The 14504-nt window shown below is 69.1% G+C and carries 3 protein-coding genes; all 3 read left to right on the top strand.

From position 1 onward, the window contains the following. Nucleotides 1-17 precede the first annotated feature (17 nt). The 3 genes from ACZ7G1_RS34070 (at nt 18) to ACZ7G1_RS34060 (ending at nt 14474) form a co-directional block, all read left to right on the top strand. The gene (locus ACZ7G1_RS34070) at nt 18-5522 is read left to right on the top strand and encodes a type I polyketide synthase (RefSeq protein WP_471204360.1); all 5505 of its coding nucleotides are present in this window, start codon (nt 18-20) and stop codon (nt 5520-5522) included. Beyond that, nucleotides 5519-11053, top strand: a complete 5535-nt coding sequence (locus tag ACZ7G1_RS34065; protein WP_470882520.1) for an SDR family NAD(P)-dependent oxidoreductase — start codon at nt 5519-5521, stop codon at nt 11051-11053. Before ACZ7G1_RS34070 ends, ACZ7G1_RS34065 begins: the two co-directional genes overlap by 4 nt. 82 nt (nt 11054-11135) lie before the next feature. Continuing rightward, entirely contained in the window at nt 11136-14474 is a 3339-nt protein-coding gene (locus ACZ7G1_RS34060) for a type I polyketide synthase (protein WP_471204357.1), read from the top strand. The last annotated feature ends 30 nt before the right edge of the window (nt 14475-14504 follow it).

Below are 14504 nucleotides of genomic sequence, written 5' to 3'. Positions count from 1 at the left end.
TGAAGGACGAGGAAATCATGGCTGCTCAGAGCGAACAGATAGTCAACGCCCTACGCGCTTCCCTGAAGGAGAACGCCCGCCTTCAGCAGCAGTACGACCGGGTCGTGGCCGCCAACGCGGAGCCGATCGCGATCGTCGGGATGGCATGCCGGCTTCCGGGCGGAATCTCCAGCCCTGAGGAGCTCTGGGACCTGGTCATGGACGGCGGTGACGGCATCTCAGGCTTCCCGGCCAATCGTGGTTGGGACCTGGAGAACCTCTACCACCCGGACCCGGACCACCCGGGCACCAGCTACTCCCGCGACGGCGGCTTCCTGCACGACGCCGACGAGTTCGACGCGGGGTTCTTCGGGATCTCACCGCGTGAAGCGCTGGCCATGGACCCGCAGCAGCGGCTGATGCTCGAGACCTCGTGGGAGGCGCTGGAACGGGCCGGCATCGACCCGACCACCCTGCGCGGCAAGCCCGTCGGCGTCTTCTCCGGCATCGCCTTCCACGACTACGGCACCGACCCGCAGGACGCCCCGGATGGACTCGAAGGCTTTCTCCTCACCGGCGGTGCGGGGAGTGTGCTGTCAGGTCGCGTGTCCTACGTGCTCGGCCTTGAGGGCCCGGCGGTGACGCTGGACACGGCGTGCTCGTCGTCGCTGGTGGCCCTGCACCTGGCGGCGCAGTCACTGCGCTCCGGGGAGTCCTCGCTGGCGCTGGCCGGCGGTGTCACGGTGATGGCCGAACCGGACGCGTTCGTCAGGTTCTCGCGGCAGCGTGGTCTGGCCGCCGACGGCCGGTGCAAGTCGTTCGCGGCCTCCGCCGACGGCACCGGCTTCGCGGAGGGGGCGGGTGCGCTGGTCCTTGAGCGGTTGTCGGATGCGGTGCGCAATGGGCACCGGGTGCTGGCGGTGGTGCGGGGTTCGGCGGTGAATCAGGATGGTGCGTCGAATGGTTTGACGGCGCCGAATGGTCCGTCGCAGCAGCGGGTGATTCGTCGTGCGTTGGCGAATGCGGGGCTCACGGCCGGTGAGGTCGATGTGGTGGAGGCCCATGGCACCGGGACGGTGCTGGGGGATCCGATCGAGGCGCAGGCTCTGTTGGCGACTTATGGGCAGGGTCGTGAGGCGGATCAGCCGTTGTGGCTGGGGTCGTTGAAGTCGAACATCGGTCACACCCAGGCTGCTGCGGGTGTGGCGGGTGTGATCAAGATGGTGCAGGCGATGCGCCATGGTGTTCTGCCCCGCACGCTGCATGTGGATGAGCCGACGCCTCAGGTGGACTGGTCCGCGGGTGCGGTGGAACTGCTGACCGAGGCTCGGCAGTGGCCTGAAAGCGGTCGCCCCCGGCGTGCGGCTGTGTCCGGCTTCGGTGTCAGTGGCACGAACGCGCACGTGATTCTGGAGCAGGCGCCGGAGCAGGCGCCGGCTGAAGGTGAGCAGGGAGCCCTTGAAGGGGGCCCGGTTCTTCCCTTCCTGGTCTCGGGGCGTGGTCAGGCTGCTTTGGCGGGTCAGGCTGAGCGGTTGGCCGGGTTCCTCTCGGTGCGTGGTGGGGACGAACTCGCTGGTGTGGCGCGGTCGTTGGTGTCGACTCGTGGTGCTTTGAACGATCGTGCTGTGGTGGTGGCGGCGGATCGTGAGGGGGCGGTGGCTGGTCTGGAGGCTTTGGCTCGGGGTGAGTCGGGGCCTGGTGTGGTTACTGCGGGTCGTTCGGTGTTGGAGGACGGCCGGTTGGGGGTGTTGTTCTCGGGTCAGGGTTCCCAGCGGGTGGGGATGGGCCGGGAGTTGTATGGGCGTTTCGGGGTGTTCCGTGAGGCGTTCGATGCTGCGTGTGGGGTGTTGGACGCGCGGTTGGCGGGGTTTGTGGAGCATCCGGTGGCGGATGTGGTGTTCGGTGTGGTGGATGTGCCGGGTCTGCTGGATCGGACTGTGTATGCGCAGGCTGGTCTGTTCGCTATCGAGACGGCGCTGTTCCGGTTGGTGGAGTCGTGGGGTGTGCGGCCGGATGTGGTGGGTGGCCATTCGGTCGGTGAGGTAGTGGCGGCGCATGTGGCGGGGGTGCTGTCGCTGGAGGACGCGGGGTCGTTGGTGGCCGCGCGTGGCCGTTTGATGGAGGCGTTGCCTGAGGGTGGCGCGATGGTGTCGGTGGCCGCGGCGGAGGAGGAAGTCGCTGGACTGCTGCCGGCGGGTGTTTCGGTCGCGGCGGTGAACGGTCCGGAGTCGGTAGTGATCTCCGGTAATCGCAGTGAAGTGCTCGCGGTGTCAGAGGAGTTGGCCGGGCGCGGTTTTCGGGTCAAGCAGTTGCGGGTGAGTCATGCCTTCCACTCCCCGTTGATGGAGCCGATGCTCGATGACTTCCGTGCGGTGGTTGCGGGGTTGGCGTTCAAGTCGCCGCAGTTGGCGATGGTGTCGAACGTGACCGGGCGGATCGCGGAGCCGGATGCCGTGACGTCGCCGGATTACTGGGTGGAGCATGTGCGCTCCACGGTGCGGTTCGCTGATGGTGTGGGGGCGCTGCGGGAGGCGGAAGTCTCCACGGTGGTGGAGCTGGGGCCGGATGCGGTGTTGTCGGGTATGGGCGCGGAGTGTGTGCCGCAGGAGCCTGGCGTGTTCGTACCGGTCTTGCGGCGCGGTGGGGAAGAGGTTCGTTCCCTGGTGGAGGCGGTGGCCCGACTGCATGTGCGGGGTATCGGGGTCGACTGGACGGCGCTGGTGGGCCGGGATGAGGGTTGGCCGCTGGATCTGCCGACGTACGCCTTCCAGCGCCAGCGTTTCTGGCTGGCTTCAGGCAGCGGCGCCGGGGATCCGGCCGGGCTGGGACTGGCCGAGGTCGGTCACCCCATGCTGGGTGCGGTCGTAGAGGCCCCTGCCTCGGGGGGCGTCCTGTTCGTCTCACGCTGGTCGCTTGGCTCGCATCCCTGGCTGGCTGATCACGCCGTGGCAGGCTCGGTTCTCGTGCCGGGTGCCGCGTTCGTGGACCTGGTGGTGCGCGCCGGTGACGAGGTCGGTTGCGGTCTGCTGAGCGAGCTGGTGATCGAAGCCCCGCTCGTCCTGCCCGAGAGGGGCGGAGTGCAGGTCCGAGTCAGCGTGGGAGAGGTGGACGAGACCGGGCAGCGCACGGTCCAGGTCCACTCCCGGGCAGAAGACGCAGGCCCCGGAAGCGCGTGGACGCGTCACGTCTCGGGTCATCTGGCTCCCGAAGTCGCGCACCCTGACTTTGAGTTGACGCAGTGGCCGCCCGCCGGCGCGGTTGAAGTGGAGGGCGCGGCGGAGCGGGCGTATGCGGAGATGGCGGAGACGGGATACGGATACGGTCCGGCCTTCCGCGGCCTCAGCCGAATCTGGACCCGGGGCGAGGACGTGTTCGCCGAGGTCGTCCTGCCCGACGAGGCGGGCAAGGTCGATGGTTTCGGGGTGCATCCCGCTCTGATCGATGCCTGTTTCCATGCCGGGGGCTTCCGCACCGACACGGCCGGGCAGGAGCCGAAGCTCATCCTGCCGTTCGCCTGGAACGACGTACGGATCTTCGCGACCGGTGCGACCGCACTGCGCGTACAGCTGTCGTTCCCGGGCTCGGACACGATCACCGTCCGCATGGCCGACGGCACCGGCGCACCGGTCGCCTCGGTCGGATCGTGGATCGCGCGGCCGGTGACCTCCGAGTTCTCACGTTCGGATGTCTCGGGTGGTCGGATGTTCCGGGTGGTGTGGGAGCGGTTGTCGGTGCGGCCGGTGGAGGCGGGACCGGGGTTTGTTCCGGTGGCCTCGGTCGAGGATGTGCGTGCGCTGGTGGGTGGGGCTGCGGTTCCTGAGGTGCTGGTGCTGGATGTCGTCGGTGGTCAGGGGGTGGACGCGGCCGGGGTGCGGGCGTTGACCGGTGGGGTATTGGAGGTGGTGCAGGCGTGGTTGGCCGAGCCGGCTCTGGCGGAGTCCCGGTTGGTGGCGGTCACGCGTGGTGCGGTGGCGGTCGGGGGTGAGGAGTCGCCGGTTGATCTGGCGGCTGCGGCGGTTGGTGGTCTGCTGCGTTCGGCGCAGGTGGAGAATCCTGGCCGGGTTGTGCTGGTGGATGTCGATGATGCGGTGGAGTCGCGGGAGTTGCTGGCGGCGGTGTCCGTTTTGAACGAGCCGCAGGTGGCGGTTCGTGACGGTGTGTGTTTCGTTCGGCGTCTGGCGCGGGTGCCGGCTGGGTCGGAGGGTGTCGGGCGGGAGCTGGACCCTGAGGGCACGGTGCTGGTGACTGGCGGTACGGGCACGCTGGGTGCGCTGGTGGCGCGGCATGTGATCGAGACGCATGGTGTGCGCAACGTGCTGTTGGTCAGTCGTCGTGGCGACCAGGCCCCTGGGGCTGGGCTGCTGGCTGAGGAGCTGACGGCTCTGGGTGCGAACGTGCGCGTGGAGGCGTGTGACGTCGCCGATCGGGACGCCGTGGCCGCACTGCTGGCGTCGATCCCCGCGCACGCTCCGCTGACCGCCGTGGTGCATACCGCGGGCGTCATCGATGACGGTGTCATCACCGCGCTGACCCCCGAGCGCCTGGACACCGTGTTCCGTCCGAAGGTCGACGCCGCGCTGGTCCTGGACGAGCTGACCCGGGATCTGGACCTGTCCGCTTTCGTGCTCTATTCCTCTGCGGCGGGTACGTTCCAGGCGCCGGGGCAGGGCAACTACGCGGCGGCGAACGCCTTCCTCGACGCCCTCGCCCAGCGTCGCCGGGCGGCTGGTCTCGCCGCCACCTCACTCGCGTGGGGCCTGTGGTCGCAGGCGACGGAGATGAACACGAGCCTGAGCGACGTCGATCAGCAGCGCATGGCCCGGGGTGGCATCATCGCACTGTCCGCCGAAGAGGGGATGGGTCTGTTCGACGCGGCGCTTCAGTCGCCGACACCCGCTCTGGTGCTGGTGGGGCTGGACTTTGCCGAGCTGCGGAGCCAGGCCGGGATGGGAAGGCTGCCGGCGCTGTTGCGCGGGTTGGTTCCGGCCGGTCGGCGTTCCGCGCAGAGTGCTGCGGCCAGCGCGGATGGTCTGCTCCAGCGACTGGCCGGAGTCTCGCAGGACGAGCGGGAGCAGATTCTGCTGGATGTGGTGCAGCAGGCGGCGGCGGCGGTGCTGGGCTTCGCCTCCGCTGATCAGCTGGAGCCGGAGCGGGCCCTGAACGAGATCGGCTTCGATTCCCTCACAGCGGTCGAACTGCGCAACAGCCTGTCCGGCCTGACCGGACTGCGCCTGCCCACGACGTTGATCTTCGACCACCCCACACCGATGGCTCTGATGGCCTACCTGCGGGACGAGTTGGACGGCGGCGCCGAAGACGAGGTCGAGAGCAGCGAGGCGGACATCCGCCGGGCCCTGGCCACCGTTCCCATCGACCGACTCCGTGCGGCCGGGGTGCTCAACGTCCTGTTGTCGCTAGCCCGAGCGGAAGCGGCCGGGCAGGAATCGGAGCCGGCGGCGAGTGTCGACGAAGAACTGGACCTGATCGACGGAATGAACATCGGCGATCTCGTACAGCGAGCCCTGGGCAACACCCAGTCGTGATCGGAAACTTGAGAGGCGAGGAAATCATGGACGATCGGGATGTCCAGAGCGGGCAGATTGTCGACGCACTGCGCGCTTCGTTGAAGGAGAACACCCGCCTTCAGCGGCAGTACGACGAGGCGGTCGCCGCCAGTTCCGAGCCGATTGCGATTGTCGGCATGGCCTGCCGCTTCCCGGGCGGTGTGTCCTCTCCGGAGGAGCTGTGGCGTCTGGTGGACGAGGAGACCGACGCGATTACCGGCTTCCCGGAGGAGCGTGGTTGGGACCTGGAGGCTCTGTACCACCCGGACCCGGAGCACATGGGTACGAGCTACTGCCGCGAGAGCGGGTTCCTGCACGACGCCGCGGAGTTCGATGCGGGGTTCTTCGGGATCTCGCCGCGTGAGGCGCTGGCGATGGACCCGCAGCAGCGGCTGATGCTGGAGATCTCCTGGGAGGCCCTGGAGCGGGCCGGCCTCGCCCCGGCCACCCTGCGCGGCAAGCCCGTCGGCGTCTTCACCGGGTACATGTACCACGACTACGCGGTCGGCAACACGGACGAAGTCGGCGGTGCTCCCGAGGGTGTCGAGGGCTACCTGGCCACGGGTGGCGCGGGCAGTGTGCTGTCGGGCCGCGTGTCGTACGTGCTGGGCCTCGAAGGCCCGGCGGTGACCCTGGACACCGCCTGCTCCTCCTCCCTGGTGACCCTGCACCTGGCGGCGCAGTCGCTGCGCTCCGGGGAGTCCTCGCTGGCGCTGGCCGGCGGTGTCACGGTGATGGCCGCCCCCGACGTGTTCGTCGATTTCTCGCGCCAGCGTGCGCTGGCCCCCGATGGCCGGTGCAAGGCGTTCTCGGCCTCTGCCGACGGCACCGGCTGGGCCGAGGGCGCGGGTGTCCTGGTCCTTGAGCGGTTGTCGGACGCTGTCCGCAACGGTCACCGGGTCCTGGCGGTGGTGCGGGGTTCGGCGGTGAATCAGGACGGTGCGTCGAATGGTTTGACCGCGCCGAACGGTCCGTCGCAGCGGCGGGTGATCCGTCGTGCGCTGGCGAACGCGGGCCTGTCCGCCACCGAGGTCGATGTGGTCGAGGCGCACGGGACCGGGACGCCTCTGGGTGACCCGATCGAAGCGCAGGCGCTGTTGGCGACTTATGGGCAGGGTCGTGAGGCGGATCAGCCTTTGTGGCTCGGTTCGTTGAAGTCGAACATCGGTCACACCCAGGCTGCTGCCGGTGTGGCGGGTGTGATCAAGATGGTGCAGGCGATGCGTCACGGCGTTCTGCCGCGCACGCTGCACGTGGATGAGCCGACCCCTGAGGTGGATTGGTCGGCGGGTGCGGTGGAGCTGCTGACCGAGGCTCGACAGTGGCCTGAGACGGGGCATCCGCGTCGTGCGGCTGTGTCCAGCTTCGGCGTCAGTGGCACGAATGCGCACGTCATTTTGGAGCAGGCGCCTGAGCAGGTTCCCCCGTCGGGGGAGGGCTCGGCTGTGTTCGGCGGTGTCGTGCCGTTGCTGGTGTCGGGGCGTGGGCAGGCTGCTCTGGCGGGTCAGGCCGGCCGGCTGGCGGGGTTCCTCTCGGAACGCGCAGAGGGCGAACTCACCGATGTGGCGCGCTCTTTGGTGACGTCCCGTGGCGCCTTGAACGACCGTGCCGTGGTGGTAGCGGCGGATCATGCGGGGGCGGTGGCTGGGCTGGAGGCCCTGGCCCGCGGTGAGTCGAACCCCGATCTGGTGACGGCTGTCGGTGGAGCGGTGAAGGGCCGGACGGCGTTTGTCTTTCCTGGTCAGGGTGCGCAGTGGGTGGGGATGGGGGCGGATCTGCTGGGTTCGTCGGTGGTGTTCGCGCGTCGGATGGACGAGTGCGCGCGAGTGCTGGACCCACTGACCGGCTGGTCGCTCCTGGACGTTGTCCGGGGTACGGGTGGGCCGTCGTTGGACGCGGTTGATGTGGTGCAGCCGGTGTCGTTCGCGGTGATGGTGTCGCTGGCGTCGGTGTGGGAGGCCTGCGGTGTGCGGCCGGATGCGGTCGTGGGCCATTCGCAGGGTGAGATCGCTGCTGCTGTGGTCGCCGGGGCTTTGTCGTTGGAGGACGCCGCCAGGGTGGTCGTACAGCGCGGTCGTTTGATCGCGGCTCGCTTGTCCGGTCGTGGGGGGATGGCGTCGATCGCGGCCGGTGTGGAGCAGGTCCAGGCCCTGCTGACCGGGTACGAGGGGGTCGAGATTGCGGCCGTCAATGGCCCGCAGTCCGTGGTGGTCGCCGGAGAGCAGCAGGCTCTGACTGACCTGATCGGCGTGTGTGAGAAGGACGGGGTGCGGATCCGCCGGATCCCGGTCGACTATGGCTCGCACTCCGCGCAGGTGGAGGAGATCGAGGAGGAGCTGCGGGAGGCTCTGGCCGGGATCACGCCTCGTGCCGGTACGGTGCCGTTCTACTCCACCGTCACCGGTGAGCCGGTCGACACGACCACGTTGGACGCCGGCTACTGGTATCGCAACCTGCGCCAGACCGTCCGGTTCGAGGAGGCCACCCAGGTGCTGGTGGCGGCCGGCCATCGGGTGTTCGTCGAGGTCAGCTCGCACCCCGTCCTCGTCCCCGGCATCGAGGAAACCATTGAGGCGTCTGGCGTCGGCGCGTCCCTGGTCACCGGGACCCTGCGTCGCGACGAGGGCGGTCCCGCCCGCTTCCTGGAGGCATTGGCGCGGCTGCACGTCCAGGGCGTCGGGGTCGACTGGGCGGCGTTGCTGGGCGGGAGCCCCGGCTGGCCGCTGGATCTGCCGACGTACGCCTTCCAGCGGCAGCGTTTCTGGCTGGAGTCCGGGCACGGAGCGGGCGATCCTTCGGTACTCGGCCTGGCCGGTGTCGATCATCCGCTGCTGGGAGCTCGGGCGGAGATCCCCGCCACCGGGGGCGTGCTGTTCACCTCACGCTGGTCGCTGTGGTCGCAGCCGTGGCTGGCTGACCACTCGGCGGCCGACATGGCGCTGGTACCGGGGACGGCGTTCGTGGATCTGGCGATGCGGGCGGGTGATGAGATCGGTTGCGGTCTGCTGAGCGAGCTGGTGATCGAGGCACCGATGGGAGTGCCCGAGCAGGGTGGGGTGCAGGTCCGGGTGAGCGTGGGGGAGGTGGACGAGGCCGGGCAGCGTACGGTCCAGGTCCACTCCCGGGTGGAGGACGCGGGCCCCGATACTGAGTGGACGCGTCACGTTTCGGGCCGACTGGCTCCCGAAGTCGCGCACGCCGATTTCGAGTTGACGCAGTGGCCGCCAGCCGGTGCGGTTGCGGTCGAGGGCGCGGCGGAGCGGGCGTATGCGGAGATGGCGGAGACGGGTTACGGATACGGCCCGGCCTTCCGTGGTCTGAGCCGGGTCTGGACGCGGGGCGATGAGGTGTTCGCCGAGCTGGCGCTGCCGGAGGAGGCGGGCAAGCCCGACGGTTTCGGGGTGCATCCCGCACTGCTCGACGCCTGCTTCCACGGCGGCGTATTCCGCAGCAGCGATGCCGAACGGCAGCTGGTCATGCCGTTCGCTTGGAACGACGTACGGATCTTCGCGACCGGTGCGACCGCACTGCGCGTACACCTGGCATACCAGGGCCCGGACACGGTGGCCCTGCGTCTGGCCGACGCCGCCGGTGTCCCGGTCGCCTCCGTCGGTTCCGTGGTGGCCCGACCGGTGGCCACGGAACAGCTCCGGAGCAGCTCCGATGCTTCTGGTGGTCGGATGTTCCGGGTGGTGTGGGAGCGGTTGTCGGTGCGGCCGGTGGAGGCGGGACCGGGGTTTGTTCCGGTGGCCTCGGTCGGGGATGTGCGTGCGCTGGTGGATGGGGCTGCGGTTCCTGAGGTGCTGGTGCTGGATGTCGTCGGTGGTCAGGGGGTGGACGCAGCCGGGGTGCGGGCATTGACCGGTGAGGTGTTGGAGGTGGTGCAGGCGTGGTTGGCCGAGCCGGCTCTGGCGGAGTCCCGGTTGGTGGCGGTCACGCGTGGTGCGGTGGCGGTCGGGGGTGAGGAGTCGCCGGTTGATCTGGCGGCTGCGGCGGTCGGTGGTCTGCTGCGTTCGGCGCAGGTGGAGAATCCTGGCCGGGTTGTGCTGGTGGATGTCGATGACGCGGTGGAGTCACGGGAGTTGCTGGCGGCGGTGTCCGTTCTGGACGAGCCGCAGGTGGCTGTTCGTGACGGTGTGTGTTTCGTGCGGCGTCTGGCGCGGGTGCCGGCTGGGTCGGAGGCTGTCGGGCGGGAGCTGGACCGTGAGGGCACGGTGCTGGTGACCGGTGGCACGGGTGCGTTGGGTGCGCTGGTGGCGCGGCATGTGATCGAGACGCATGGTGTGCGCAACGTGCTGTTGGTCAGTCGTCGTGGCGACCAGGCACCTGGGGCTGGGCTGCTGCGTGAGGAGCTGACGGCTCTGGGTGCGAACGTGCGCGTGGAGGCCTGCGATGTGGCGGACCGGGGGGCGGTGGCCGCGCTGCTGGCGTCGATACCGGCTTCCGCGCCGTTGACCGCCGTGGTGCATACGGCGGGTGTCATCGATGACGGTGTGGTCACCGCGCTGACCCCTGAGCGGCTTGACACCGTGTTCCGTCCGAAGGTCGACGCCGCGCTGGTGCTGGACGAGCTGACCCGGGACCTGGACCTGGCCGCCTTCGTGCTCTACTCCTCCGCGGCGGGTACGTTCCAGGCGCCGGGGCAGGGCAACTACGCGGCGGCGAACGCCTTCCTCGACGCCCTCGCCCAGCGTCGCCGGGCGGCTGGTCTCGCCGCCACCTCACTCGCCTGGGGCCTGTGGTCGCAGATGACCGGCAACCTCTCCGATGCCGATCAGAAGCGGCTGGCGCGGGTCGGACTGGTGGGGCCGTCGTTGGAGGAGGGCATGGGGCTGTTCGACGCCGCCGTCCGATCGACGACAGCAGCCCTTGCCCTGGTGAAGCTGGACTTCGCCGAGCTGCGGAACCAGGCCGGGATGGGTACGCTGCCGGCGCTGTTGCGCGGGTTGGTTCCGGCCGGTCGGCGTTCCGCGCAGAGTGCCGCGGCCGGCGCGGATGGTCTGCTCCAGCGACTGGCCGGAGTCTCCCAGGACGAGCGGGAACGGATTCTGCTGGAGACGGTGCAGCAGACGGCGGCGGCCGTGCTGGGCTTCGCCTCCTCCGATCAGCTGGAGCCGGAACGGGCCCTGAACGAGATCGGCTTCGATTCCCTCACCGCGGTCGAACTGCGCAACCGTCTGTCCGGCCTGACCGGACTGCGCCTGCCGGTGACGTTGATCTTCGACCACCCCACGCCGGCGACTCTGGCGCACTACTTGGCCGCGGAGCTCGGCCAGGACACCAAGCAGGGCCACGCGCTGCTGGCGGAACTCGACAGCCTGGAAGCGTCCTTCGCGTCGCTCGCTCCCGCTGACCCGCTGTACGCCCAGGTCGTCGCCCGGCTCCAGGCGCTGTTCGCCCAAGGGCAGAACGAGTCCGGGGCGGGCGACGAGGGCGAAGAGTTCGATCTCGAATCCGCCACGGATGAGGAGATGTTCAAGCTCATCGACAGCGAGTTCGGGACGGCGTGAGCCGACTCCACACTTCCGCCCCGGACGGCCCGGCAGGTTCTTTTCAGGAAAGGCACCACTACTCATGACGAACGAGCAACAGCTGCGCGAGTACCTGAAGCGTGTTCTGGCGGACGCCCGCCGTTCCCAGAACCGGGTTCGCGAGTTGGAGAGCGCGAGCTCGGAGCCGATCGCGATCGTGGGGATGGGCTGCCGCCTGCCGGGTGGGGCCTCGTCTCCGGAGGAGCTGTGGCGCCTGGTGGCCGAGGAGACCGACGCGATCTCGGGCTTCCCGGAGGGCCGTGGCTGGGACCTGGAGAACCTGTATCACCCGGACCCGGATCACGCGGGTACGAGTTACACGCGGGAGGGCGGCTTCCTCGACGACGTGGCCGCGTTCGACGCCGGGTTCTTCGGGGTCTCGCCGAGTGAGGCGCTGGCGATGGACCCGGAGCAGCGGCTGATGCTGGAGATCTCCTGGGAGGCGCTGGAGCGGGCCGGTCTCGATCCGGCCACCCTGCGCGGCAAGGAGGTCGGGGTCTTCACCGGCACGGGAGGTGGCGGCTACCGGTCGGACGACCAGGCGGTTCCCGACGGAGCCGAGGCCTACCTGATGGTGGGCTCCCTGGGAAGCGTGGTCTCAGGTCGGGTGTCGTACGTGCTGGGCATGGAGGGCCCTGCGGTCACGCTGGACACGGCGTGCTCGTCGTCGCTGGTGGCCCTGCACCTGGCGGCGCAGTCGCTGCGGTCGGGCGACTGCTCGTTGGCGCTGGCCGGCGGGGTGACCGTCATGTCCGGGCCCCGCACGATCGTGGACTCCTCGCAGCAGCGTGGTCTGGCCGTCGATGGCCGGTGCAAGTCGTTCGCGGCCTCCGCCGACGGCACCGGACTCGGAGAGGGCGCCGGTGTGCTGGTGCTTGAGCGCTTGTCGGACGCGGTGCGTAACGGGCATCGGGTGTTGGCGGTGGTGCGGGGTTCGGCGGTGAATCAGGATGGTGCGTCGAATGGTTTGACGGCGCCTAATGGTCCCTCGCAGCAGCGGGTGATTCGTCGGGCGTTGGCGAACGCGGGGCTGTCCACCACCGAGGTCGATGTGGTGGAGGCGCATGGCACCGGGACGGTGCTGGGTGATCCGATCGAGGCGCAGGCCGTCATCGCGACTTATGGGCAGGGCCGTGAGGCGGATCAGCCGTTGTGGCTGGGTTCGTTGAAGTCGAATATCGGTCATACGCAGGCGGCTGCGGGTGTGGCGGGTGTGATCAAGATGGTGCAGGCGATGCGCCATGGTGTTCTGCCCCGCACCCTGCATGTCGATGAGCCGACGCCTCAGGTGGACTGGTCCGCGGGTGCCGTGGAGTTGCTGACCGAGGCCCGGCAGTGGCCCGAGACCGGACATCCCCGCCGTGCGGCCGTGTCCAGCTTCGGTGTCAGTGGAACCAACGCACACGTCATCATCGAGCAGGCGCCACTGGCGGAGCAGGCCCTGGAACAGTCGCCCGAGCCAGGGGTGTTCGCCGGGCCGCATGTTCCGTTGCTGGTCTCGGGGCGTGGTCAGGCTGCTTTGGCGGGTCAGGCCGGCCGGTTGGCGGGGTTCCTATCGGAACGCCCAGAGGGCGAACTCGCCGACGTAGCGAGGGCTTTGGTGACGAATCGCGGCATCTTGACCGACCGAGCCGTGGTCGTCGCCACCGACCGCGATGAGGCGGTGAGCGGTCTGGAAGCCCTGGCCCGCGACGAATGGGCGCCGGGCGTCGTGACTGCCTTCGGTGGAGCGGTGAAGGGCCGGACGGCGTTGGTCTTTCCTGGTCAGGGTGCTCAGTGGGCGGGGATGGGGGCGGATCTGCTGGATTCGTCGGCGGTGTTCGCGCGTCGGATGGACGAGTGCGCGCGTGTGCTGGACCCACTGACGGGCTGGTCGCTCCTGGAGGTCGTACGGGGCACGGGTGGGCCGTCGCTGGACGCGGTTGATGTGGTGCAGCCGGTGTCGTTCGCGCTGATGGTGTCGCTGGCGTCGGTGTGGGAGGCCTGCGGTGTGCGGCCGGATGCGGTGGTGGGCCATTCGCAGGGTGAGATCGCTGCTGCTGTGGTGGCTGGGGTGTTGTCGTTGGAGGACGCCGCCACGGTGGTCGTGCAGCGTAGTGGGCTGATCGCGGCTCGGCTGTCCGGTCGTGGCGGGATGGCTTCGATCGCTGCCGGTGTGGAGCAGGTCCGGGCTCTGCTGACCGGGTTTGAGGGCGTGGAGATCGCGGCCGTCAACGGTCCCCAGTCCGTGGTCGTCGCCGGGGAGCAGCAGGCTCTGACTGACCTGATCACCGCATGCGGGGCAGCCGGCATTCAGACGCGGGAACTGACGCTGGCCAACGGTGTCGCCGGGCACACCGCGCAGGTGGAGCAGATCGAGGAGGAACTGCGGGCGGCTCTGGCCGGGATCACGCCTCGTGCCGGTACGGTGCCGTTCTACTCCACTGTTACCGGTGAGCCGGTGGACACGAGCACGTTGGATGCCGGTTACTGGTATCGCAACCTGCGCCAGACCGTCCGGTTCGAGGAGGCCACCCAGGCGCTGGCGGCAGCCGGCCATCGGGCCTTCATAGAGGTCAGTACCGATCCGATTCTGGTGCTCGGCATTCAGGACGTGTTGAGTGACTGTGTCACCGCCCCTGTGGTGGTGTGCGGGACGCTGCGCCGTAAAGAGAGCGGGCCGCGCCGGTTCCTGGCGGGACTGGCGGAGTTGCACGTGCGTGGTGTTCGCGTCGACTGGTCCGCGGTGCTGGGTCAGGGTGAGGGCGGCCGAACCGTGGGGCTGCCCACTTACGCCTTCCAACGCGAGCAGTTCTGGCTGGAGTCCGGTGCGAGGCCGGTGAAGGCGGCGGTGCCGATGTCCTCGGCGGTCGGCGCAGCGGAGCAGGCGGAGCAGGCGGGGCTGGTTCAGCGGCTGGCGTCGGCGTCTGACGAGGACCGGGAGCACACGCTGCTGGGTCTGGTTCGTACCTCGGCGGCCGCGGTGCTCGGCAGTGCGTCGACTGCCGAGATCGCACCGAACCGGGCGTTCGGCGAGGTCGGTTTCACTTCGCTCACGGCGATCGAACTGCGCAACAGACTCTCGGAACTCACCAAGCTACGGCTGCCCAGCACCCTGATCTTCGACTATCCGACTCCCATGGATCTGATGCGTCACCTCCGGGACGAGCTCTTCGCGACGGCGGACACCGAGGACCCGATCCTCGCCGAGCTCCGTCGTCTCGAGGAGACGGCCGATGAGCTGAAGCCGGATCGGATCGAGAGCACGCGGATCGTCGCCCGTCTCCAGGCACTGGCCACGCGGCTGCAGGCCGCCACCGGTCCGGGCTCGCCGCAGGAGAACGACGTCATGGCGAAGCTGGAGTCGGCTTCGGCCGACGATCTCTTCGCTTTCATCGACGAGGAATTCGGAACGGCCTGACGCTCGGGCAGTTGCACGGTGGCCGGAAAA

The organism is Streptomyces sp. NPDC037273 (assembly GCF_055603625.1).
This window is presented reverse-complemented; position numbering and strand designations above follow the sequence as displayed.

Excerpts from the sequence above, each read along its gene's own strand:
- ACZ7G1_RS34070 (WP_471204360.1), top strand. The coding sequence starts at position 18 with ATGGCTGCTCAGAGCGAACAGATAGTCAACGCCCTACGCGCTTCCCTG.